This window comes from Aestuariivita sp., assembly GCF_021404545.1.
GTDB lineage: Bacteria > Pseudomonadota > Alphaproteobacteria > Rhodobacterales > Rhodobacteraceae > Aestuariivita.
This window is the reverse complement of the sequence record NZ_JAAWWD010000010.1, coordinates 1-23306: the sequence shown is the minus strand read 5'-3', so window position 1 is coordinate 23306 and position 23306 is coordinate 1. Positions and strand designations below refer to the sequence as shown.

The window sequence follows — 23306 nt, the reverse complement described above, 5'->3', positions numbered from 1 at the left end:
AAAATCGCCGACTCCCGGTAGGTTGACCGCCGGAGTTCGTGCGATTCACGCCAGCCCAAAACACAGGCACAGTCAGATTACTGCGCAGGCGCTTCAACCAATGGCCAATAAAAATCGGGTGGAATGCCCGCCTCGGCCCGCTTTTCCTCGTTGAAGGGCGGTTTGAGCCCGCCATGAAAATAACGCCGCACCAGTTCGTGGAAAACGACCGTTGGATCCTTGTTCTCGCGTCCGCAGAGGAAATGGAACCATTTCGAGCCATAGGCCACGTGATGCACTTCTTCGGCGTAGATCGTCTCGAGCGCCGCGACAGCGCTCTGGGCCTTGGCCCGGCGAAACACTTCGATCATGCCCGGCGTGACGTCGAGCCCGCGCGCCTCCAGGACCATCGGCACGACCGCCAGACGGCCCATGAAATCCTCGGCCGTATCCTCGGCCGCACGCCACATGCCCGCATGGGCGGGCAGGGCGCCGTAAAAGCTGCCCAGTTGTTCGAGGCAGTCGCACATCAGGTTGAAATGCTTGGATTCCTCATCCGCCGCCTTAACCCAATCGTCAAAGAACCCCATCGGCATCGGAACGTGCGAAAACCGCGCAATCAGGTCCCAATGCAGGTCGACGGCATTCAGCTCGATATGGGCGACCGCATGCAAAAGCGCTATGCGCCCGGCCTCCGTTCCCGGCTTGCGCCGGGGCACGTCGCGGGGCGAGAGGAGCTCCGGCTTGGCAGGGCGCGACGGGTGCAGCGGCGGCTGCGCGGTGCCTACCGGGATGTCCGGCCCGTCGCCGTTGCGGGACGCCTTCCAGGCTGCGGCCTGCGACCGGGAGAGGGCCGTCTTGGCCCGCCCGTCGGGCGTGGTCAGAACCTCGACAGCGCGGGCGGCCAGCGATTGCATTCAGCCCATGCCTTTCACGGCATCCAGTACCGCCTCGACATGACCGGGCACTTTGACCTTGCGCCAGACATGGGCGATCTTGCCCTCGGCGTCGATCACGAATGTGCTGCGTTCGATCCCCATATAGGTCTTGCCATACATCTTTTTCTCGACCCAGACACCGTAATCCTCGCACATGGTTCCAGTCTCATCCGACAGAAGCGGTACGGTGAGCGCGCGTTTTTTGACGAATTTGTCGTGGCTTGCGACACTGTCCTTGGAGATGCCATAGATCACCGCACCGGCGGCGGCGAAATCGTCCTGCGCTTCGGAAAACCCGATGGATTCCTTGGTACAGCCCGATGTATCGTCCCGCGGATAAAAGAACAGCACCACGGTCTTGCCGCGCAATTGGGACAAACTGACCTCTGCACCGCCATCGCGCGGCAGGGTAAAGTCGGGGGCCATGTCGTTGACTTCGGGCATCAGGCGGATCCTCGCTAATTCTGGACTTCTTAAAGGGTTTGTGAGTTTCATATTAGGACAAGGCCCGCAACAATAAAGGCAGACGCCGCCACAAAACTGGCCCAGACCGATGGCACCGCAGTGACCCGATCCGACCGACCTACCTTTGAGGACCGCGTGCGCCGTTTGCGGCGGCGCCGCCAGATGCGCACGGCGCGCAAAGCCGGGGCGTGGTCGGTCCTGAGCCTGTCTGCGCTGGGCATTCTGGCGGGGCTTGCGGTGGTGCTGATCATCGACCAGACCCTGCGTGCGCCGCAATGGGTGCGCGACCGGGTCGAGGCGCGGATCGAAGCCGGGCTGGGCGGGCTTCAGATCGCGTTCGGCGATGTCGAGCTGGTGATCTCGGACGGGTGGCGCCCGCGCGCGGCGCTGCGCGATGTGAGCCTCTCGGACGCAGATGGGCGCCCGATCCTGTCGCTGTCGAATGCCGAGGCCAGCCTGGCGATGCGCCCGTTGCTCAGGGGCCAGATCCAACCGCGCGAGATTGCGCTGACCGGCGCGTTTGCGGTGCTGCGTCGGGATGCCGAAGGCGGCGTCACCCTTGCGTTTGACGGCGCCACGGCCCCGGTGGAAACCGCGCAGGGGATCGTGCCGCTGGTCAAGCAGCTCGACGACGCCTTTGGCACGCCGTTCCTGTCGGCCTTGACCACGGTTGAGCTTACGGAGGTCAATCTGCGCTATGAGGATGCGCGCTCTGGCCAGGCCTGGACGGTCGATGACGGCGCGTTCCTTTTGACGCGCGAGGCCGGTGAGCTGCGCGTCTCGGGTAATCTGGCTGTGCTGACGGGGCGCGATTTCGCCTCCCTGGTCGAGGTGAACTATAGCTCGGATATGGGCGAAGCGTCGGCCCGGTTCGGATTGACCCTGACGGATGTGCCCGCCCGTGATATCGCCAGCCAAAGCGTGGCGCTGTCGTGGCTGAGGCCGCTTCGCGCGCCGCTCTCGGGGGCGCTGCGCGGAGAAATTGATGAGACCGGCGCGTTCGGCCTGCTGAATGCGACGCTTCAGATCGGTGCCGGCGTGCTGCAGCCAACCGATCAGACCCGGCCGATCCCGTTCGAGCGCGCGCAGGCCTATTTGACCTATGACCCGGCCCAGCAGCTGATCGTCTTCGACGAGGTCGCGGTGGTCAGCGATTGGGTCACCGGCAGCGCCGAAGGCACGATGTCTCTGGGTGGGATCGGGTCGGGCGGACTGGACGACCTGATCGGCCAGATGCGGCTGACCACCACGCGGCTGAACCCGGCGGGGCTTTATTCAGAGCCGATCACGCTGAGTGGGGCTGCCGCGGATTTCCGGCTGGATCTTGATCCGTTTACGCTGACGCTCGGGGAGCTTTTCATCGCCGATCAGGGCAATGCGTTGCATCTGACAGGTGCGCTGCGCGCGACCGAGGCGGGCTGGGATCTGGCGCTGGATGGCGAAATGGACGCGCTGACGCCCGCGCGGCTTCTGGCACTCTGGCCGGAAGGGGCGATCCCGAAAACCCGAAGCTGGATCGCGCGCAACCTGTCGGGCGGGCGGCTCAGCGATGTCAACCTTGCCGTGCGGATCACACCCCAACGCGCGCCGGGTGTCTATATCGACTTCGACTATGCCAATGCCCAGGTTCAATTCATGCGTTCGATGCCGCCCATCCAAGGGGCCACCGGTCAAGCGAGTCTGATCAACAACCGCTTTGTCACAACCGCCACCGCGGGCCGTGTGATGGCCCAGCAGGGGGGGGCGGTCGATGTGGCGGGCACATCCTTTATCATCCCCGACACCTCGATCCGCCAGGCGGCCCCGGCGATTGTGCGGCTGATGGGGCGGGGCACGATCACCAGCGTTTTGTCGCTTCTGAACCGCCCGCCGCTCAGCATTCTGGAGCTGCCCGGATTGCCGGTCACGCTGGCCGACGGCACGGCGGTGTTTCAGGGCAATATCTCTCTGCCGCTCAAGGAGAGGGTGGACGTCGCCGAGGTGAGCTTTTTCGTCGATGCGCTGGCCCGCGATGTGCAGAGCGGCATTCTGGTGCCGGGACGGACCCTTTCTGCGCCGACGCTGAACGTCAGCGCCACCCATGACGGGATCGAAATCGGCGGCGCCGGGCTGATCAGTGCGGTGCCGTTTCAGGCGACCTGGATCCAGCCCTTTGGCCAGCCGGGCATAGGCAGCCGTGTCGAAGGCACTCTGACCCTTGGCCCGGAGATGCTCGACGCGTTCCAGATCGGGTTGCCGCCGGGATCGGTCACCGGATCGGGTATCGGCCGGTTCGAGATCGACCTGCCCCCCGGCGCGCCGCCGCAATTGCAGCTTAGCTCGACCCTTGAAGGGCTCCGCCTGTCGATCCCGGAACTGGGTTGGACGAAATCGGCCACCCGCACCGGGGCCCTGACGCTGGCCGCCGAGCTGTCCGAGACCGCCTTTGTCAGATCGCTGACCCTGCGCGCGCCGGGGCTGAGTGCCAGCGGGCAGGTGCGCGGCGCGCCGGGGGGCGGGCTGGCTCTGGCGGAGTTTTCTCAGCTTCGGCGCGGCGACTGGATGGATGTGCGCGCGCGTCTCGAAGGGCGCGGTCCGGGCCGCGCGCCCGCGGTGCGGATCCTCGGTGGGACGCTGGATCTGAGGCGTGCGACATTCGGATCCTCGGGCGGGCGCGGGACAGCAGCCAGCGGGTCCGACGCGCTGGTGGCCCAGCTCGACCGGCTTCAGGTGACCGACACGATCGCGCTCACCGCATTCAACGGGCAGTTCGCATTGGCCGGGGGGCTCGCTGGCGGGTTTCAGGGCCGCATCAACGGTCAGACCCAGATCACCGGGCAGGTCGTGCCCGAGGACGGGCGGAGCGCGGTGCGGGTGCAATCGGGTGACGCGGGCGGCGTGTTCCGCGACGCCGGTCTTTTGAAACAGGCCCATGAGGGCCGCTTTGACATGACCCTGCGCCCGGTCGGTGAGCCGGGCAATTTCGACGGCACCATCACAGTCGCCGACACGTACATCCGGGACGCGCCGGCAATCGCGGCCCTTTTGAATGCGATTTCGATCGTCGGGCTGATCAACGAGCTAGCCGGGCAGGGCATCCTCTTTTCCGAAGTGGCCGCCCGGTTCCGGATGAGCCCGTCGCGCATCACCCTTTACGAGAGCCGTGCGACCGGACCTTCGCTGGGTCTGTCGATGGACGGTGTCTATGACGTGCCGAACCAGCGTCTCAATATGCAGGGCGTGATCTCGCCGGTGTATCTGCTCAACCAGATCGGCGGTCTTCTGGCGCCGCGTCGGGGGGAGGGGCTTTTTGGGTTCAACTATACGCTCACCGGCTCGGCGCAGAACCCGCAAGTGTTCGTCAACCCGTTGTCCGGGCTGACCCCGGGCATCTTTCGCGAGATCTTTCGCGCGCCCGCCCCGGAGCCGCCCCCAGCGGCGAGCAGTTCGGGCGACGCGCCAGCCGCACCCCTGCCCAACCGCCCCCGTGCGCCTGCGGGCGGGGAGCGTTAGCGCCTTTGGGGTCGGCCGGTAGCCCAGAATTTGCAAGGCGCGCCGCCAGCCTCGGTCAGCGACGGTCGGCTCTGGCAATTCTTGCCATGACGGCTTAAGTGCCGCGCCATGAAACTGAGCGATTTCGATTTCCATCTGCCCGACGACCGCATCGCGACCCGGCCCGCGCGGCCGCGATCCTCGGCCCGGATGCTGCTGGCGCGGGGCGATGCCATTTACGATCACATCGTGTCAGATCTGCCGCAGCTTTTGCAGCCAGGCGACCGGCTGGTGCTCAACGATACGCGGGTGATCCCCGCGCGCCTGTCCGGTCAGCGCCACCGTCAGAGCGCGCAAGGCCCGGTCAGCGCCAGGATCGCGGTCACCTTGCTGGAGCCGCGTATGGGCGGCGATTGGACGGCGTTGATCAAGCCGCTCAAAAAGCTCAAGATCGGCGAAGAGATTGTCTTTTCCCAGGACCTCAGCGCCACGCTTAAGGATATCGCCGACGGGCAGGGCCTGTTGCAGTTCAACCTGACGGGCGAAGATTTCGATGCCGCGCTGGCCCAGGCGGGCGCGATGCCGCTGCCGCCCTATATCGCCTCGAAACGTGCGGCGGACAGCCGCGACACCGAAGACTATCAGACCGTCTTTGCCCGCCATCCCGGCGCTGTCGCCGCGCCCACGGCCAGCCTGCATTTCGATGATGCGCTGATAGAGGCATTGCGCGCGCGCGGCGTGGCGTTCACCTATGTCACGCTTCATGTGGGGGCGGGCACGTTCCTGCCGGTCAAGGTCGATGATGTGACCGATCACAAGATGCATGCCGAATGGGGCCGGGTCAGTGCGCAGGCCGCCGCCGAGATTGCCGCGACCAAAGCCGCGGGTCATCGTGTGATCCCGGTGGGCACCACCGCGCTGCGCCTGATTGAGAGCGCCGCGCGGGGCGGAACCATCCAGCCCTGGGAAGGCGACACCGATATCTTTATCTACCCCGGGTTTCGGTTTCAGGTGACCGACGCGCTGATGACCAATTTCCATCTGCCGAAATCGACGCTGATGATGCTGGTCTCGGCCCTGATGGGGCGCGAGCGGATCATGGGCATCTATGACCATGCCGTACACACGGGTTATCGCTTTTTCTCCTACGGTGACAGTTCGCTGTTGATCCCGACCCCCGACTGACACGGCCCAAAAACGCCGCGCCGATGTCGTTTCTGCTTGCGACTCGGATGGTTCCGGCGGCCAGGTACAGGGATAGGTAAGGCGGAAAGGTCCCGATCAGATGATGCAGGTCCTCAAAAGCGCGTGGGCGCTGCTCCTCGGTATGGGTCTTTTGATGATCGGCAACGGGATGCAAGGCACCCTGCTGGGCATCCGGGGCGAGATCGAGGCGTTTTCCACGCTGGAGATGTCGGTGATCGTCTCGGCCTATTTCGTGGGTTTTCTGGGCGGCAGTCGCATGGCGCCGGGTATGATCCGACGGGTCGGGCATGTGCGGGTCTTTGCAGCACTCGCTTCGCTGATTTCGGCGGTGATGATCCTCTATCCCACACTTGTCGATCCGATCGTCTGGACACTGGGCCGGGTGCTGATCGGGTTTTGTTTCTCGGCCGTTTATGTCACTGCCGAAAGCTGGCTGAACAACGCGGCCGACAACAATACACGGGGGCAGGCGCTCTCGCTTTACATGATCGTGCAGACCACCGGCATCGTGGTGGCGCAGGCCCTGCTGCTGACTGCCGATCCGTCGGGTTATGTCCTGTTTGTGATTCCGTCGATCCTGGTGTCGATCGCAATCACGCCGATCCTGTTGTCAATCAGCCCCACGCCCGCCTTTGACAGCGCCAAACCGATGAGCCTTCGGCAACTTTTCTCCTATTCGCCGCTGGGATGTGTGGGGATGTTCCTGCTGGGCGGGATCTTTTCGGCGCAGTTCGGCATGTCGGCGGTTTACGGCACACAGGCCAATCTCAGCATTCCGCAGATCTCGACATTCGTGTCCACCTTCTTCATCGGCGCGATCATCACGCAATATCCTATCGGCTGGATTTCAGACCGGATGGACCGGCGCCGCCTGATCGTGATCGTGTCGGTGGTCGGGACGGCAGGCGCGGTTGTCGGCGCGCTTTTCGGCGGATCGTTTCCGCTGCTGCTGCTGGCGGCCTTCCTGATGGGCGGCGCGTCCAACCCGCTTTATTCGCTGCTGATCGCGCATACCAACGACTTTCTGGACTATGACGATATGGCCGCGGCTTCGGGCGGGCTGGTGTTTATCAACGGTCTGGGCGCGATTACCGGCCCGCTGATCACAGGCTGGGCGATGGAAGTCGTCGGCCCGCCGGGTTTCTTCATGTTCGCCGGATCGCTGATCGCGGCGCTGGCGGTTTACGGCGTCTACCGGTCGACACAAAGGCCCTCGACCCCGGTCGAAGACACCGGAGCCTATGTTGCCATGGGCCCCGGTGTCGGCCCTGTTGCCGTGGAACTGGCCCAGGAAATCGCAAGCGATGAGGCGAAAGACGACGATGCTGCCTAATTGTTACGCAATCGTGAATGTGACGAAGCTGAAAGCATTCGTGACTTTGCATTGTATCAAAAGGCTTTGTAACGTTCAGGTGACTGAATTCGAGGCCATGGAGCGTTAAGATGACCGGTCCACAAGATGTATTGAGTTTTTGGTTGGATGAGGTCGGCCCCGATGGCTGGTACGCGCAGGATGACGCGCTTGACCAGACCATCCGTGACCGGTTCGAGGGTCTGTGGTCTCGCAGCGCCGATGGGGCGCTGTCGATGTGGCTGACCTATCCCAGCGGGGCGTTGGCCTATATCCTGCTCACCGACCAGTTTCCCCGCAACATGTTCCGCGGCCAGGCCAAGGCGTTTGCGACGGATCGTGCGGCGCTGGCCGTCGCGAAATCGTCTATCGACAAACGTTGGGACATGAAGATCGACGAGCCCGCGCGACAGTTCTATTACATGCCGTTGATGCATTCGGAGAACCTGTGCGATCAGGAACGCTGCGTGCGGCTGATGTGCGAACGGATGCCGCAGTCCGGCGCGCATAACCTGGTTCATGCTCGCGCCCATCGGGAAGTGATCCGGCAGTTCGGTCGGTTCCCGTATCGGAATGAGGCTCTTGCCCGGGCCATGACCACACCCGAGCGCGCCTATGTCGAGGCGGGCGGTTACGGCGCCACGATCCGGACACTGGAAGCGGCGAACTGACCCTAAGGTGGGAACGCCCGACGGTCTCCTCGGTGGGATCCTGCGGGGGTTATGGTGCGGACGATTATCCAATCCTTGAGAGATCCCATGGGATCACCCGCTGCGAGAGCCGCCCATGTGGCCGTGAGGCCCCATCGCCGCGCCACACCCCCTTGTTCAAAAAATGGCTGGCCTTTGGGGCGCAATACGGTGTGAACTGGTGGTATCGGGGGACAACGCTCCTATTCCACAGGCCAAGGATGCCCCATTCGATTTGTCGCGGTGGGAGCCGTTGATGTGTTTTGAAAAGTAGTTTAGTGCTGAACTAATTTCTTACCTCACGCGAAAGGCGTATGATATGGCGGCGACTTCCTTTGATCTGGTGGTGATTGGGTCCGGGCCGGGGGGCTATGTGGCGGCCATTCGGGCGGCTCAGCTTGGGTTGAGCACAGCCGTCATCGAACGCGAGCATCTGGGCGGGATCTGTCTGAACTGGGGGTGCATCCCGACCAAGGCGATGCTGCGCTCATCGGAGGTGTTTCACCTGATGGAGCGCGCCGCCGAGTTCGGGTTGAGCGCGGGGAATATCGGCTATGACCTGGATGCGGTCGTCAAACGTTCGCGCAATGTGGCCGGGCAACTGTCGGGTGGGGTCAAGCATCTGCTGAAAAAGAACAAGGTCACCGTGATCATGGGCGAGGGGTCGATCCCCGCCAAGGGCAAGGTCAGCGTCAAGACCGACAAGGAGACATTGGACCTGACCGCCAAAAGCATCATCGTCGCCACCGGCGCGCGCGCGCGCGAACTGCCGGGGCTGGAGGCGGACGGCGATCTTGTGTGGACCTATAAACATGCGCTGGTGCCCCAACGGATGCCCAAGAAACTGCTGGTCATCGGATCCGGTGCCATCGGGATCGAATTCGCCAGCTTCTATAACACGCTGGGGGCGGAAACGACTGTGGTCGAAGTGATGGACCGCATCCTGCCGGTTGAAGATGCCGAGATAAGCGCCTTTGCCAAAAAGCAATTCGTCAAACAGGGCATGACGATCCTGGAAAAGGCCATGGTCAAGAAACTGGATCGCGCCAAGGGCAAGGTGACCGCGCATATCGAGACGGGCGGCAAGGTGGAACAGCATGATTTTGACACCGTGATCTCTGCCGTGGGCATCGTCGGCAATACCGAAGGGCTGGGGCTGGAGGCGTTGGGTGTCACCGTGGACCGGAGCCATGTGGTGACCGATGCCTATTGCCGGACCGGCGTGGATGGTGTCTGGGCCATCGGCGATATCGCGGGGGCGCCTTGGCTTGCGCACAAGGCCAGCCACGAGGGTGTGATGGTCGCCGAAATGATCGCGGGCGGCACGCCGCACCCGGTCAAACCCGAAAGCATCGCGGGCTGCACCTATTGTCATCCGCAGATCGCGTCGGTCGGGTATTCCGAGGCGCGCGCCAAGGAGCTGGGATACGATGTAAAGGTCGGTCGCTTTCCGTTCATGGGCAACGGCAAGGCCATCGCCCTGGGTGAGCAGGAGGGCATGATCAAGACCGTGTTCGACGCCAAGACAGGCGAGCTTTTGGGCGCGCATATGGTGGGCGCCGAGGTGACGGAACTGATCCAGGGCTATGTGGTGGGTCGCCAGCTGGAGACCACCGAAGAGGATCTGATGAACACCGTCTTCCCCCACCCCACGCTCAGCGAGATGATGCATGAAAGCGTATTGGACGCCTACGGTCGCGTGATCCACATGTAGGCGTGCCGCAGCCGGATCGCGCGGTGATGGATTGCAAACCGCGCGGCCCCGGGTCATAGATTGGGCATGGTCAGTCTCAACCGTGTCGCAATGCAACGTTTCAGCCGGAAAATGATCCGGGCGCTGGGGCCGGAAGCCTTGGATGTTGCCGAGATTTCAGGCAAGTGGGGCAAGAACTTCACCTTCGCCAGCTATACGCAGTTCAAATATCCCGACTATGACATCTGTGCCGGGCCGATCCGCAATGACGACCGATCGGTGCGCACCTATGACCTGATCCTGGCCAATCAGGTGTGGGAGCATCTGGACCGCCCCTATGCCGCCACCCGCAACGTGCGCAACATGCTGCGCCCTGGTGGGCATTTCTGGCTCGCCGTGCCGTTCTTCATCCCCTTCCATGCGGCGCCTTACGATTGCTCGCGCTGGTCGGCGCGGGGGCTGAAGAACCTGCTGATCGAAGGCGGGTTCGACGAAGACAAGATCGAGGCGCATCAATGGGGCAACCGCAACGCAGCGCTCAGGAACATGGGTGAGGACTGGCCCCCCGTCTATGACGAGGCGGTCGATACGCTGGAAGATGATCCCCAGATGCCGATCTGCGCCTGGGCGATTGCCCGACGATGAATGCCTGAGCGCACCCCGTTTGGGCTGATCATTCTGATTTGGTTCGCCGGGCTGGGCGCCGCGGCCCAATATGGCAAGATCAGCGTCATCTATGATCAGTTGCCGCAGATCTATCCGCAGGCGGGTGCATCTCTTGGTTTTATCGTGTCGCTGGTGGGCTTTGTCGGCATCGTCTTTGGCGTGGTGGCGGGGCTTTTGGTGGCGCGGGTGGGGTATCGGCGCGCCCTGATCCGGGCGCTTTGGGGCGGGGCCGTTCTGTCACTGGCCCAGGCGCTGTTGCCGCCACTGCCTGCGATGCTGGCTCTGCGCGCGCTGGAGGGGGCATCGCATCTGGCCATCGTTGTGGCCGCGCCCACGTTGATTGCACAACTGTCTCAGCCGTCCCACCGAGGTTTGACGCTGACCTTGTGGAGCACATTTTTCGGCGTTGCCTATACCGCGCTCGTCTGGGCGGGCCTGCCACTGGTGGGTCATCTTGGCTTGCCTGCGCTGTTTGTGGCACATGCGCTGTGGATGGCCGGGCTGGCGCTCTGGCTGGGGGCGGCGCTGCGCCGCCTGAACGTGCCGCGCCCGGTAGGGGCCCTGTCGCTGGGCGGGGTGATGCGCGATCATGTGACCATCTACAGCTCGCCCTATATCGCGGCACCTGCGATTGGCTGGCTGTTTTACACCTTCTGTTTTCTCGCGCTGCTGACGCTGATCCCGCCTTATCTGCCGGACGATCTGCGGGCACCGGTGCTGGGGGCGATGCCGCTGGTGTCGATCCTGGTGTCGATGACGCTGGGCGTGGCGCTGATGCGGTGGATCAGCGCGATGTCGGTGATCCTGCTGGGTTTTGGCGGGACGGTGCTGTGCCTTTTGTGGCTGCTCTTCGCACCGGGTCTGCCGCTGGCCTGTCTGGTGCTGGCGGGTGCGCTGGGCCTGGTGCAGGGCGCCTCCTTTGCCGTGGTGCCGCAGCTCAACGATAATGCGGTCACCCAGGCGCAGGCCAACGGGGCCATTGCGCAGATGGGCAATGTGGGCAATACGCTGGGCACGCCCATTCTGGCGGCGGTTCTGGCGATTGCGGGCTATGGCGGGATGATCGGATTGGCGGCGATTGTCTTTGCTTTGGGCGGTGCCGCGCATCTTTGGATGGCCAAACAGCGCCGTTCATGATCTGTTCTCATTTTTTGGTTGGAGACTCAGGGCGCGTGGCTTATGTCTGAACCGTTAACCCCGGGGGTCGCATGGCTGAGCTGAAAAAGATCGAGGTGCGCGGCGCGCGCGAGCACAACCTCAAGAGTATCGACGTCGATATTCCACGCGATCAACTGGTGGTGATCACCGGGCTGTCGGGGTCGGGCAAATCCTCGCTCGCCTTCGACACGATCTATGCCGAAGGCCAGCGGCGTTACGTCGAAAGCCTCAGCGCCTATGCGCGGCAATTCCTCGACATGATGGAAAAACCGGATGTGGATCACATCAGCGGTCTCAGCCCCGCGATCTCGATCGAGCAGAAGACGACGTCGAAAAACCCGCGCTCCACCGTCGGCACGGTGACGGAGATCTACGACTATATGCGCTTGCTTTTTGCGCGCGCGGGCACGCCGTACAGTCCGGCCACCGGCCAGCCCATCGAAGCGCAGCAGGTGCAGGATATGGTCGACCGGATCATGGGCATGGAGGAGGGGACACGCGCCTATCTGCTGGCCCCCATCGTGCGCGACCGCAAGGGCGAGTACCGCAAGGAATTCATTGAGTTGCGCAAGCAGGGCTTCCAGCGGGTCAAGGTCGATGGCGCATTCTACGAGCTCGATGAGCCGCCCACGCTCGACAAGAAGTTCCGCCACGATATTGACGTCGTGGTGGATCGTATCGTGGTGCGCGCGGGGCTGGAGACCCGGCTGGCCGACAGTCTGCGCACCGCGCTTGATCTGGCCGATGGCATTGCCATTCTGGAGACCGCAACGGAAGAGCCGGAACGCTTTACCTTTTCGGAGAAATTCGCCTGCCCGGTCAGCGGGTTCACCATTTCCGAGATCGAGCCGCGGCTGTTTTCGTTCAACGCGCCTTTTGGGGCCTGTCCGTCCTGCGATGGTCTGGGCGTCGAGTTGTTTTTCGACGAACGGCTCGTCGTGCCCGATCAGACGCTGAAAATCAGCGATGGCGCCCTGGCGCCCTGGCGCAAGGGCAAGAGCCCCTATTTCCTGCAAACCATTGAGGCGATTGCGAAACACTACGAGTTCGACAAGAACGCCCGTTGGAAAGATCTGCCCGCCCATGTGCAGCAGGTTTTCCTTTATGGCTCGGGCGAGGATGAGATCCCGTTCCGCTATGACGAGGGCGGTCGCGTCTATCAGGTGACCCGTGTCTTTGAAGGGGTCGTCCCGAACATGGAGCGGCGATACCGCGAGACTGACAGCAACTGGATCCGCGAAGAATTCGAGCGCTATCAGAACAACCGTCCCTGCGGCACCTGCGAGGGGTACCGCCTGCGCGAAGAGGCTCTTGCGGTCAAGATCGGCGGGCCAAGCGGGCTCATGCATGTGGGCCAGGTGGTGCGGATGTCGATCCGCGAGGCCTATGCCTGGGTCGAGAGCGTGCCGAACCATCTCAGCGACCAGAAGAACGAGATTGCGCGGGCGATCCTCAAGGAGATCCGCGAGCGTTTGGGATTCCTGAATAACGTGGGATTGGAATATCTTACGCTCTCACGTTCAAGTGGAACATTAAGTGGCGGGGAAAGCCAGCGTATCCGCTTGGCCTCGCAGATCGGCTCGGGGCTGACAGGCGTTCTCTATGTGTTGGACGAGCCCTCCATCGGGTTGCATCAGCGCGACAATGACAGGCTGCTGGGCACACTGAAATCGCTGCGCGATCAGGGCAACACGGTGATTGTGGTCGAACATGACGAGGAGGCCATTCGTGAGGCCGATTACGTCTATGACATCGGCCCCGGCGCGGGCGTGCATGGCGGGCGGGTCGTCTCGCATGGCACCCCGGCCCAGATCGCGGCGGACGCGGCCTCGATCACCGGACAATACCTGTCGGGCACGCGCGAGATCGCGGTGCCTGCCAAACGGCGCAAGGGAACAAAAAAGAAAGTGACCGTGGTCAAGGCCACCGGCAACAACCTCAAGAAGGTCACGGTCGATTTCCCGCTGGGCAAATTCGTTTGCGTGACGGGCGTGTCGGGGGGCGGTAAATCCACGCTGACCATCGAGACGCTGTTCAAGACCGCCTCGATGCGCCTGAACGGGGCGCGCCAGACGCCCGCACCCTGTGAGACGATCAAGGGGCTGGAACATCTCGACAAGGTGATCGACATCGACCAGCGCCCCATTGGGCGCACGCCCCGGTCGAACCCCGCGACCTATACCGGCGCCTTCACGCCCATCCGTGACTGGTTCGCGGGCCTGCCCGAATCCAAGGCGCGCGGTTACAAGCCGGGGCGGTTTTCCTTCAACGTCAAGGGCGGCCGGTGCGAGGCCTGCCAGGGCGATGGCGTGATCAAGATCGAAATGCACTTCCTTCCGGACGTCTACGTGACCTGCGAGACCTGCAAAGGCGCACGTTACAACCGCGAAACGCTGGAGATCAAATTCAAGGGCAAAAGCATCGCCGATGTTCTGGATATGACGGTGGAGGACGCGCAGGCGTTCTTCAAGGCGGTGCCGTCGATCCGCGAAAAGATGGACGCGCTGGTGCGGGTCGGCCTGGGCTATATCAAGGTCGGCCAACAGGCGACAACGCTATCGGGAGGAGAGGCGCAGCGGGTCAAGCTCTCAAAGGAACTGTCGAAACGCTCGACCGGCCGCACACTCTATATCCTGGACGAGCCGACCACTGGTCTGCATTTCGAGGACGTGCGCAAGCTATTGGAAGTGCTGCATGAATTGGTCGATCAGGGCAACACGGTCGTGGTGATCGAGCATAATCTCGACGTGGTTAAAACCGCCGATCACATCATCGATATCGGCCCCGAAGGCGGCGATGGCGGCGGCGAGGTTGTGGCGACCGGCACGCCCGAAAAGGTCGCCGATGCGGAACGCTCGCATACCGGTCGGTACCTCAAACCGATGCTGAGTGCGAAAAAGGTCGCGGCGGAGTAGGGGCGTTTCACGTCGGCGCCGACCGTGCGTTTACTCCTGAGATTTGCCGGTCAGATGAGACGCGGATATCGGTCCATGTCTCATCCTACCAAGGAAAGTCACGCCGCAGGCGTGGGGCGCAATGTCTGAATCAGGTTTCGCGGCGGCGTTTCTCAAACCGCGGGAGCATGGCGCTGAAGTCCCGACCGGCGCCGTCCTCGTTCTCGACGAACGCTTCGTAAAGCGTTTCGGCGAGCTGCCCCATCGGGGTGTCGGCATCGGCGCTGGCCGCGGCCTGTTGGCTGAGGCGGAGATCCTTGAGCATCAGATCGGCGGCAAATCCGGGGATGTAATCGTTGTCGGCAGGCGAGGTCGGGCCAACGCCAGGGGCGGGGCAATAGGCGTTCATCGTCCAGCTATAGCCCGAAGAGGTCGAGACGACATCGAACATCTTTTGGCGATCCAGCCCCAGCTTGTCGGCCAGCGCAAAAGCCTCGCAGGTTGCAATCATCGTGACGCCAAAGATCATGTTGTTGCAGATCTTTGCGGCCTGACCGGCGCCCGCGTCGCCGCAATGGACGGCCTTCTGTCCCATGATGTCGAACAGGGGCTGAGCCTTGGCAAATGCGGCATCCGAGCCACCCGCCATGAAGGTCAGCGTCCCCGCCAAAGCGCCACCGACGCCGCCCGAAACAGGGGCATCGACAGGCAGCAGGCCCGCATCTGCGGCCTGTCGGGCCACGGCGCGTGCGCTGTCCACATCGACGGTGGAGCAATCGACGAACCCGGCGCCTTGAGACATTGCGGGGATGATCTGTGCGGCGACCGCCCGCAGAATTTGCCCGTTTGGCAGCATGGTGATGACCACATCCGCGCCGGTCGCGGCCTCTTGGGCACTTGCTGCGGCCGTGACCCCTTGGGCGCGAACGCCCGCGGTGTCAAAGCCCGTGACCTCATGGCCTGCCTTGGCCAGGTTTGCGGCCATGGGCGCGCCCATATTGCCCAGTCCGATGACTCCGATCTTCATTGCACCCTCCCTTAGAATGTCAGCGTGTCTGGTCCCAGCGGCTGCAACATGGCGCTGACGGCACTGGTCGGGACCGTCCCGTCGGCGAATTGCCAGTGCGGGGTGCGGTCCTTGTCGATGATCTGCGCGCGGATCCCTTCGAGGAAATCGCCATGCTCCATCGCGCGGTAGGCAAACCGGTATTCCATCTCCAGCGCTTTGCGGATGGTAAGCGAGGATGTGCGAAGCCGGTGCACGATCTCAATCGTGCAGGCAGCCGAAAGAGGCGAGACACGGCTCAGAGCCTTGAGGGCGTCGGCAGCCACTTGGCCCGCATCGGCGCGCAGCGTGTTGTGGATATCCCCCAATGCCTCACCGTCAAAAAGCAGGTCGATCTGAGGTTGCTGGGCGGCAAGGCTGCCACTGGGCGGCGTGGTGTCGAAATCTTTCAGCAGGTCGGCCTTGCCGGTTTCAACCAGCTGTGTGGTCAGCTCCTGCCAGGCGTCTTGGGGGATATAGTGATCTGCAAATCCGGCGTAAATCGCATCCGCCGGTCCCATGCGCGCACCGGTGACGCCCAGGTACTCCCCCAGGCGCCCGGGCGCGAGCGCCAGCATCAACGACCCGCCGACATCCGGCACGAGCCCTATGCCACATTCGGGCATGGCGATCTGACTGCTTTCTCCGACAACCCGGTGCGAGCCATGGCAGCCCAGGCCCACACCGCCGCCCATGGTAAAGCCCTGCATCAGGCTGACCACGGGTTTGGGGTATTCAAAGAGTTTGGCATTCAGCCGGTATTCGTCGCTCCAGAATGATCGGCCATAGGCAAAGTCGCCTTTGGTGCCTGTGGCGTAAAGCTCGGCGATATCGCCGCCCGCGCAGAAGGCCTTGTCCCCTGCCGCGTCGAAAAGAACGAGGGCCACGCTGTCATCGGCGGCCCAGGCGTCAATCGCATCTTCGATGGCGGTGCACATCTCGTATGTCAAGGCGTTGAGTGCCGCGGGCCGGTTCAGCGTGATGCGGCCTGCCAGGCCCTCGATGCGGATGTGGATATCAGTCATGTGCACATATTTGTGTTGATTTCAGTCCGGTGAAAGAAGAGCGATTATTCGACGAATAATCCGCGCCCGGCCCGGAGGTCATCCCCGGTCCGCCAGCATGTGGCGCGCCGTGATCATGCGCATGATCTCATTGGTGCCTTCGAGGATCTGGTGCACCCTGAGATCGCGCACCAGCTTCTCGATCCCGTAATCGGCCAGATAGCCGTATCCGCCATGGAGTTGCAGGCATTGATCGACGACCCTGGAGCCAGCGTCGGTCACGAATTTCTTGGCCATCGCGCAATGCTTGGTGGCGTCCGGCGCACCCTGGTCCAGCTTCCACGCCGCCTGGCGCAAAAACACGCGCGCCGCCTGCAGCTCGATCTCCATATCGGCAAGACGGAATTGCAGACCCTGAAACTGGTCGATGGGTTGGCCAAAGGCCTTGCGCTCTCCCATATAGGTCAGTGTCTGATTGATGGCCGTTTGCGCCGCTCCGAGGGAACAGGCCGCGATATTCAGCCGACCGCCATCCAGCCCCATCATCGCGTATTTGAACCCGTGGCCTTCCTCGCCCACAAGGTTGCCCGCGGGGATGTGGCAGCCATCGAACTGGACCTGCGCGGTGGGCTGCGACCGCCAGCCCATCTTGTCCTCAAGCCCGCCGAAGGACAGACCGGGCGTGCCGTCCTCGACATAGACGGTGGAGATGCCCTTGGGCCCGTCCTCGCCCGTGCGGACCATGCAGACATAGGCATCCGAGTAGCCACCGCCCGAGATGAACGCCTTGGTGCCGGTCAGGCTGTAGCCCTCATTCGTGCGCTCTGCCCGGGTCTTGAGAGCGGCCGCGTCCGAGCCCGAGCCGGGCTCGGTCAGACAATAGGACAGCACCGTGTTGAGCGACAGCACATCGCCCATCACACGCGACTTCAGATCGTCATTGCCAAATGTGTCGAGCATCTTGGCGCACATATTATGGATCGACAGGAAGGCCGCGACCGACGGGCAGGCCATTGACAGCGCTTCAAAAACCAATGTGGCATCCAGGCGGGACAGGCCGGCGCCGCCTGCGTCTTCGGAGACATAGAGCCCGCCAAACCCCAATTCACCCACCATCGGCCACAGCTCTTTGGGGATGGTGCCATCAGCTTCCCACTGCCGGGCATGGGGGGCAATATGGTCCTGTCCAAAGGCATGGGCCATGTCGAAAATGGCGGTTTGTTCCTCGGTCAGCGCGAAATCCATCGGCAAGTCCTCCCTCACGCGTCCAATAATTGAACAAATGTTTAATAACCCAACGGATGGTCGGCTTTCAACGGGCAAAGCTGCAAATTGGATTTGCGGGTGTAGCTGTAGCGGGACACGGATTTTTTCCAAAATGACAGAGATATTTTCAACAAATGTTTTTCAGGACGTCAGATCGGCCAGCGGGGCGCTTGAAATGATCAGTTCCGCGTTCCCGCCTGACCGCCGCCCCTGCTTGGCGATCGAATAGCTGGTCAGAACAGGGGTCATTTCAAAGCCTTTAAACACCTCTCGAACACCGGTCACATCGTTCAGCGAGAGCAGGAAGTTCCCCTCGATCCCGCGCAGCTGGTCGGCCAGGGCCTCGAAGTCAGACCGGGCAAACATGTCCTTGCCGTAATCGGTCTCACACCCCCAATAGGGCGGATCGAGGTAGAACAGCGTTCCCGCAGCGTCATAACGATCGATAAAGGCACCATACGGCAAACACTCGATCACCACACCGGAGAGGCGCATGTGCAAGTCCTCGAGCATCGGCTCGAGCGTGGTCAGATTGAACCGGGCTCCGCGATCGGCCGAGACCCCGAAATTGCGGCCCGATACCTTGCCACCGAACGCCGTCCTCTGGAGGTAGAGAAACCGCGCGGCCCGCTCTAGATCGGTGAGCGTTGCGGGATCCGTCGCAACAAGGCGCTCGAACTCGACCCGCGTGGTCAGCTGGAACCGCAAACAGTCGATGAACTGCGGATAGTGACGCTGCAGGATGCGAAACAGGTTTGCGATGTCCCGGCCGAGATCGTTGATGATCTCAGTCTTGGGGCGCAGCGCGCGGCGCAGAAAGATGCCGCCCATGCCCACAAAGGGTTCGGCATAGGTACTGTGCGGGATCCGGTCGAGGATCGCGGTCAGCCGCTTTGCAAGGACGCGCTTGCCGCCCAGCCAGGGGGCCGCGGGCCGAACCGGGGTGACGGGCTGAAGATCAGGATCGTGCATGAAGATTTATCCTTGCGATGGGCTGTAGCGGCGGGGCCGCGCGCCTCTGTCGGGGTCACCCAAACGGACACACCCCATGATGACGTTTCGGATTGCCAATGAGCGCAGCGGAACCTTTACGGTGGACGGCTTGTCGTTCGTATCAGAGGCGGGCGCGGTCAACATGTGCATCCGCATGGCCCAGGACATGGGCGCGATGTATCGGATCATTTACCCCTCCTGAAACGCCGCTTTCAAAGCGACATACGCATGCGCCGCAGCCAGCGGGACCACCCCGTTACCGGCCGCCGCGGATCGCTCCAGCCGATCGGCCAGCCCATCGTCCAATCGGTCCAGGCCGGGTTTAAGGTCGGGCCGGGCGTCCAGCGCCGCTCCCCATTCGACAAATTGACCCGGCAGCGGTGGGAAGAGGGGAAGGGCGCTGGCGTCCAACCGGAGGCGATCAGAAGATCCCAGAACAGTGTCCAGGCCACCACCGCATTCTTGATCCCGATCTGCTTGCCTGCCTGGTTGCGGTCGGTGCAGAACTTCAGCCCCTCGGGTCCGACCAGAATGCAGGCCCTGTTGCCGCTGCCCTTGAAGGTCGGCGTGGGCCAGAATGAAGAGCCTTTCCCTAAGATGAGACCCGCCGACTTCCGCCGCTGATACGACGCGCGCAGCAACGAGATAGCCCAGCTGTTGAAGGTCTCCCACGACGTCCCGGAAACCGAGGGTGAGATGGCCGGGGACGTTCTCGAAGAAACACCATTCCGGCTGGACCTCACTGACGACCCGGGCGACATCGGGCCAAAGGTGGCGGGGGTCTTGGGCGCCCTTGCGATGACCGGAGAGGGCGAAGGGCTGGCACGGATATCCGGCAGTGACGATATGAATGCGGCCGCGCCACGCTCGGCCGTCAAAGGATCGCAGATCGTCCCATATAGGCGCTGGAGCCAGGGCCGTGTCCGCCATCCGCGCCACGAGACAGGCCGCGGCGAAACTGTTTCGCTCGACAAAGCACACAGTGCGATATCCCGGTTCGGCAATGTGCAATCCGAGGTCGAGGCCGCCAACGCCGGCGCACAAGCTGAGCCCGCGCAATTCATCAGGTCTTTGGGGATATGGAGCCACATGTAGCCGCCTATTCGTCGCGCTCTGGGCGCTTCGGTTCGGGGCTCTGGTTCGGCCTCAGGATGGTCAGGGTCTTGCAGCGCGGGCATTTTATCTCAAGACAACCAAGCGCTGCTGGATCGCTGGCTTTGAATAGCAGACGCGCACAGGCGGCACAACGCACTTCATGTTGCAACCGAATCACTCCAGTTTGGCCGCGCCTCGCAAGAGGCGGGAGCGGCCGTAATCTAGGTGCGGTCGGCGGGGGTGACTTGGTAGGTTTTGCCCCGTTCGAAGGGGGCGTTTCCGCCCCCTTCGCTCCTCATTCTGTGTCCGCGATATCAACGCCTATGGACCGGCCCATCTCCCTCGTCAGGCACTCAGCGCCTCCCGCCTCAGGGCCAGTGGCTGTCGTCGCCGTAATCCTGTGGCGGCGCGGCCATGTCCTTCATCGTCCAGGCCGCGGCATAGATCGCGGAGGCGGCCTGCTTGGCCTTGTCGACCATCTCGATCATTTGCGGGGGTGTGAGCTGATGCATCACGTTGTCGGCATCGCGGAACGGGACGGTCTGTGAGACCTGCCCGGCCTCGATCAGGGACCGCGCGGTGTCCGCCAGGGCGATGAGGTTGATGCGATCTTTTTCGCGGCCCTGCACGGGCACCTCGCCATAGCCGTCGATGGGGATCACGACGCCGCTTTCAAGGCGCCTGTTTCGTTCTGCGGTGATCCCCGCGCGGCATTTCTCCATTGCCTGGGCATCCTTGTCCTGGGCGGTGATCACGGCGCCAAAGTCGATATTGCTCATTCGGACATCTCCTCATAGGCAGGCAGATCGACCGGACCGTCCGCGCCGATCGTGACGGGGGCTGGAAACCGGGTTTCTTGCGGGGCATTGGCCCCGTGCGGCAGGATCAGCGTCAGGTGGATCGCCCCGTCGATGCGCTCAACGTCGGACGCCAGCCAATCGCACGCGACTGCCGCGCGCGGCAGGGTCGCGCCATCGGGCAATGGGCTGAAATCGAACGCCTCGCCGTTGATCGTCAGAACCTCGCCATTCACTGCGAGACTGGGTTGCGCCTTGTCCATTCGGCATGGAGAGAATGATAACTGCATCTTGATTTCCTTATGTGAACCAACGGCCAGAAGCGTAGAGAGATATGCTCACCGCTCCTGTTGATGCCGACGAGTAGAGGCGCGCGACGCCCGTCGTGGTAGCGGTCGTGCGGCCCTTGCCCCAGACATTGGCCGAGGTGAGGGGCGTGCATGCAACATAAGCGTCCGTTGACGTGATGAATGGTGCGGGGAATGTCCACGTGTAATCCGCGCTGGTGAATATGTTTCCTGTTGCCACGTTCGAAGACAGCGCAGACGCCACAAAATGCTGACAAAACATTGTTCCGTCAGCGACCTTCACATATTCGCCGTTGGCATTGCTGCCGCGCTCGATCACCGCACCGGTGGGCACGCCGCCGCTTTGCGACACGGTCCCCAGCAGGTTGCCCGGCCCGAACCCGTGTTGCGCAAGCATCAGGCGTCCTGGAGTGACGTCTGTGGCGCCGGATTGCACCGCCGCCCCGGAGGCGACACCCCCAACGAGATCAAGCTGATCGACACCCCCGGCGACAAGGGCCACGCGATTGGACGCGGGCCGCCGCAGGCCCGTGTCGGTATCCGCGACAAAGGTGATTCCCGGAAGCGCCAAGGTGCCGTCCAGGAACTTGCCGACGAGAGAGGTGTCGATGTAGCCCTGAAAGGTGGATTGGATCGTCTGGAATGCAGACGCAAGATCCTCTCGCAGGCTGTTGGTCGGGAAACAGGCGTAACTCTGCCCGCTCGCTGTTGCGCCCTGATAAGGTGTATCGAGAACCAATGTCGTCGCTTCCGTGACCGAGGCGATCTCATATGCGCGACCGTCCGGCCCGACAAATCCCCAACCGTCCTGCAATGCGCCGAACCACCCGGTCCCTGCACCATTGACTGTCGTGCCTCCGTTTGTGACCGACACTGTGCCGGTGCTGTACCATGCCATTTGTTCTACCTCCTAGAATTCGGTGTCTGTGGGTGGGGTCGGCCACGTGATCGAGGCCGGGAATCCGGGTTGGTTGGGGACCGCGCGCAGGGCGGCGCGGTAGTTAAGCCACAGTGTCGGGTCATTGAGCTGCGCGTCAGGCAACACGGCCCAGTCGCTGGCCCGAAGCCGCTCGGTGATATCGCGACGCGCGGCCTCTTCTGTGATTGCTGTTGACGGGACGGGGATCGCGGTGACGGAACTGTCTGTCGTGTCGTAGGTGTAGGAGAAATCCGAGGTGAAGTTAGACGTGTCGAACTGCACCGCAGTTTCATCGGGGCTGGTGGCCTGGATTGCGATGTCGGCCACGGTTGGGGTCTCGCCCCAAGCGCTGACAGGGCGCGCCGTCGCTGTGCCCTCGTTCGTGATATAGACGATGTAACCTGCCATACCCTACCTCTGAAACTGCCAGGCTGCGAGATGGCGATTGAAGACGCGAAGATTGGCGTCCCAGCCGCCTGTAACGCCCGGGGTCGCGCGGCGGCCCTTGATCTGAAACACAGTGGGTCCCGTGCCTTCGTCGAAATCCGTGAAGGTCGCCGACACTTGCGTCTGACGGCCCATCGGTGCGGTCGCATGGTGGCGCTTGTTCAAGAGCACACCGTCGCGGAAAAAACCAAACTCAAGCACACCGGACCCGAAGCCGTCGAGTGTGGCCGAAAAGCTGAGGTCGGTGGCATAGCCCTTCCGGTTCATTGCGAGGCTGGCCAGAACCTCCCACGTGCTAACCGACGTCATCTCCACGACGCCGGGGCGTGTCACCCGCGCCGGGACCGTGACGGCATTCCCGGCGATCTGGAGCGTGCCGACGCGGGCAGTCTGAATGATCGCGTCTTTGGAGTAGAGCGCGGGCGGATAGGTCACACCGTCGATCACCTGTGGCGTCGAATAGTACACGAACGGGCTGCGCGCGGTGGCGGATGGATCGCCCGGCGCGATGATCGAGAACTTGTCGACCTGATAGACCGCAGCCGTTGTGGGCACACCTGCGTTGTCCAGATCAGACCGAATGACGACACCGGAAATCACGCCGTTATTGTCGATACGCAGGGCATGTTCCGCTTCGATACCGTCAATCGAAGTCTGCTGCGCTTGGATGGTCGCGGACTGCGACCCAACTGTGCTGGTCAGGCTGGTCAGACTGGTCGCCTGTGAGGTCAGCTGCCCCTCGGCATCGCTGACCCACGTTGTCAGCCCGGAAATCGCCCCGGCACTCGCCGCGATGCTGGTCTCGGCGGGTCCCTCGGACTAACCTGTCGATTCCGCCGCCTGGGCCGGGGCGGGCCCCTCGCCCGGCCGGATACCGGGGGGGCAGGGGACTCATCTCTACGCATCTACAGAAAGACTGCTA

General features: G+C 62.8%; 22 protein-coding genes. 9 read left to right on the top strand and 13 right to left on the bottom strand.

All coding sequences use genetic code 11. From position 1 onward, the window contains the following. Nucleotides 1-77: 77 nt before the first annotated feature. Nucleotides 78-896 carry a ferritin-like domain-containing protein gene (locus HEP69_RS06125; protein WP_290557680.1) on the bottom strand — a complete coding sequence of 273 codons (819 nt, stop codon included), beginning with the start codon at nt 894-896 and terminating at the stop codon, nt 78-80. Beyond that, nucleotides 897-1361 (bottom strand): peroxiredoxin, encoded by a 465-nt coding sequence (locus HEP69_RS06120; RefSeq protein WP_290557679.1) that lies wholly within the window; start codon nt 1359-1361, stop codon nt 897-899. A gap of 156 nt (nt 1362-1517) precedes the next feature. Between HEP69_RS06120 and HEP69_RS06115 the strand changes: the two genes are divergently transcribed. The 8 genes from HEP69_RS06115 to uvrA all read left to right on the top strand — a co-directional run bounded on the left by HEP69_RS06115 (nt 1518) and on the right by uvrA (nt 14531). Beyond that, nucleotides 1518-4874, top strand: a complete 3357-nt coding sequence (locus HEP69_RS06115; protein ID WP_290557678.1) for an AsmA-like C-terminal region-containing protein — start codon at nt 1518-1520, stop codon at nt 4872-4874. 108 nt (nt 4875-4982) lie between these two features. Next, on the top strand, nt 4983-6038 hold the full coding sequence (queA, locus tag HEP69_RS06110) for a tRNA preQ1(34) S-adenosylmethionine ribosyltransferase-isomerase QueA (protein WP_290557677.1): 1056 nt from the start codon (nt 4983-4985) through the stop codon (nt 6036-6038). Nucleotides 6039-6138: 100 nt separating this feature from the next. Continuing rightward, nucleotides 6139-7392: an MFS transporter gene (locus HEP69_RS06105; protein ID WP_290557676.1), complete on the top strand. Its 1254-nt coding sequence runs from the start codon at nt 6139-6141 to the stop codon at nt 7390-7392. 110 nt (nt 7393-7502) lie between these two features. Then, nucleotides 7503-8081, top strand: coding sequence for a DUF924 family protein (locus HEP69_RS06100; protein WP_290557675.1), 579 nt, complete (start codon nt 7503-7505; stop codon nt 8079-8081). 337 nt (nt 8082-8418) lie between these two features. Then, entirely contained in the window at nt 8419-9813 is a 1395-nt protein-coding gene (gene lpdA, locus HEP69_RS06095) for a dihydrolipoyl dehydrogenase (RefSeq protein ID WP_290557674.1), read from the top strand. Between the two features lie 66 nt (nt 9814-9879). Further along, the gene (locus HEP69_RS06090; protein WP_290557673.1) at nt 9880-10437 is read left to right on the top strand and encodes a class I SAM-dependent methyltransferase; all 558 of its coding nucleotides are present in this window, start codon (nt 9880-9882) and stop codon (nt 10435-10437) included. Continuing rightward, nucleotides 10438-11595, top strand: coding sequence for an MFS transporter (locus HEP69_RS06085; RefSeq protein WP_290557672.1), 1158 nt, complete (start codon nt 10438-10440; stop codon nt 11593-11595). A gap of 71 nt (nt 11596-11666) precedes the next feature. Then, a complete protein-coding gene (gene uvrA / locus HEP69_RS06080; RefSeq protein WP_290557671.1) occupies nt 11667-14531 on the top strand; it encodes an excinuclease ABC subunit UvrA in 2865 nt (954 codons plus the stop codon). Between the two features lie 130 nt (nt 14532-14661). On the opposite strand, the gene mmsB is transcribed toward uvrA, so the two are convergent. The 4 genes from mmsB to HEP69_RS06060 all read right to left on the bottom strand — a co-directional run bounded on the left by mmsB (nt 14662) and on the right by HEP69_RS06060 (nt 18797). After that, the gene (gene mmsB, locus HEP69_RS06075; RefSeq protein WP_290557670.1) at nt 14662-15537 is read right to left on the bottom strand and encodes a 3-hydroxyisobutyrate dehydrogenase; all 876 of its coding nucleotides are present in this window, start codon (nt 15535-15537) and stop codon (nt 14662-14664) included. An 11-nt stretch (nt 15538-15548) separates the two neighbouring features. Then, the gene (locus HEP69_RS06070; RefSeq protein WP_290557669.1) at nt 15549-16580 is read right to left on the bottom strand and encodes an enoyl-CoA hydratase/isomerase family protein; all 1032 of its coding nucleotides are present in this window, start codon (nt 16578-16580) and stop codon (nt 15549-15551) included. Between the two features lie 78 nt (nt 16581-16658). Further along, the gene (locus tag HEP69_RS06065) at nt 16659-17804 is read right to left on the bottom strand and encodes an acyl-CoA dehydrogenase family protein (protein ID WP_290557668.1); all 1146 of its coding nucleotides are present in this window, start codon (nt 17802-17804) and stop codon (nt 16659-16661) included. 162 nt (nt 17805-17966) lie between these two features. Then, entirely contained in the window at nt 17967-18797 is an 831-nt protein-coding gene (locus tag HEP69_RS06060) for a DNA adenine methylase (RefSeq protein ID WP_290557667.1), read from the bottom strand. A gap of 76 nt (nt 18798-18873) precedes the next feature. On the opposite strand from HEP69_RS06060, the gene HEP69_RS06055 reads away from it, so the two are divergent. Further along, nucleotides 18874-19020, top strand: a complete 147-nt coding sequence (locus HEP69_RS06055; protein ID WP_290557666.1) for a hypothetical protein — start codon at nt 18874-18876, stop codon at nt 19018-19020. Here the strand turns inward: HEP69_RS06055 and HEP69_RS06050 are convergent. The 7 genes from HEP69_RS06050 to HEP69_RS06025 all read right to left on the bottom strand — a co-directional run bounded on the left by HEP69_RS06050 (nt 19008) and on the right by HEP69_RS06025 (nt 22984). Continuing rightward, on the bottom strand, nt 19008-19907 hold the full coding sequence (locus HEP69_RS06050; protein ID WP_290557665.1) for a DNA cytosine methyltransferase: 900 nt from the start codon (nt 19905-19907) through the stop codon (nt 19008-19010). The genes HEP69_RS06055 and HEP69_RS06050 overlap by 13 nt on opposite strands. A gap of 10 nt (nt 19908-19917) precedes the next feature. After that, the gene (locus HEP69_RS23710; RefSeq protein WP_366111306.1) at nt 19918-20070 is read right to left on the bottom strand and encodes a Com family DNA-binding transcriptional regulator; all 153 of its coding nucleotides are present in this window, start codon (nt 20068-20070) and stop codon (nt 19918-19920) included. 211 nt (nt 20071-20281) lie between these two features. Then, the gene (locus HEP69_RS06045; protein ID WP_290557664.1) at nt 20282-20692 is read right to left on the bottom strand and encodes a DUF4376 domain-containing protein; all 411 of its coding nucleotides are present in this window, start codon (nt 20690-20692) and stop codon (nt 20282-20284) included. Beyond that, nucleotides 20689-21000 carry a hypothetical protein gene (locus tag HEP69_RS06040; protein WP_290557663.1) on the bottom strand — a complete coding sequence of 104 codons (312 nt, stop codon included), beginning with the start codon at nt 20998-21000 and terminating at the stop codon, nt 20689-20691. The genes HEP69_RS06045 and HEP69_RS06040 overlap by 4 nt, the downstream gene beginning before the upstream one ends. A 10-nt stretch (nt 21001-21010) precedes the next feature. Further along, entirely contained in the window at nt 21011-21916 is a 906-nt protein-coding gene (locus HEP69_RS06035; protein WP_290557662.1) for a hypothetical protein, read from the bottom strand. A 12-nt stretch (nt 21917-21928) separates the two neighbouring features. Continuing rightward, nucleotides 21929-22345, bottom strand: coding sequence for a phage tail assembly chaperone (locus HEP69_RS06030; RefSeq protein WP_290557661.1), 417 nt, complete (start codon nt 22343-22345; stop codon nt 21929-21931). A gap of 3 nt (nt 22346-22348) precedes the next feature. After that, nucleotides 22349-22984, bottom strand: a complete 636-nt coding sequence (locus tag HEP69_RS06025; protein ID WP_290557660.1) for a hypothetical protein — start codon at nt 22982-22984, stop codon at nt 22349-22351. Between the last annotated feature and the right edge of the window lie 322 nt (nt 22985-23306).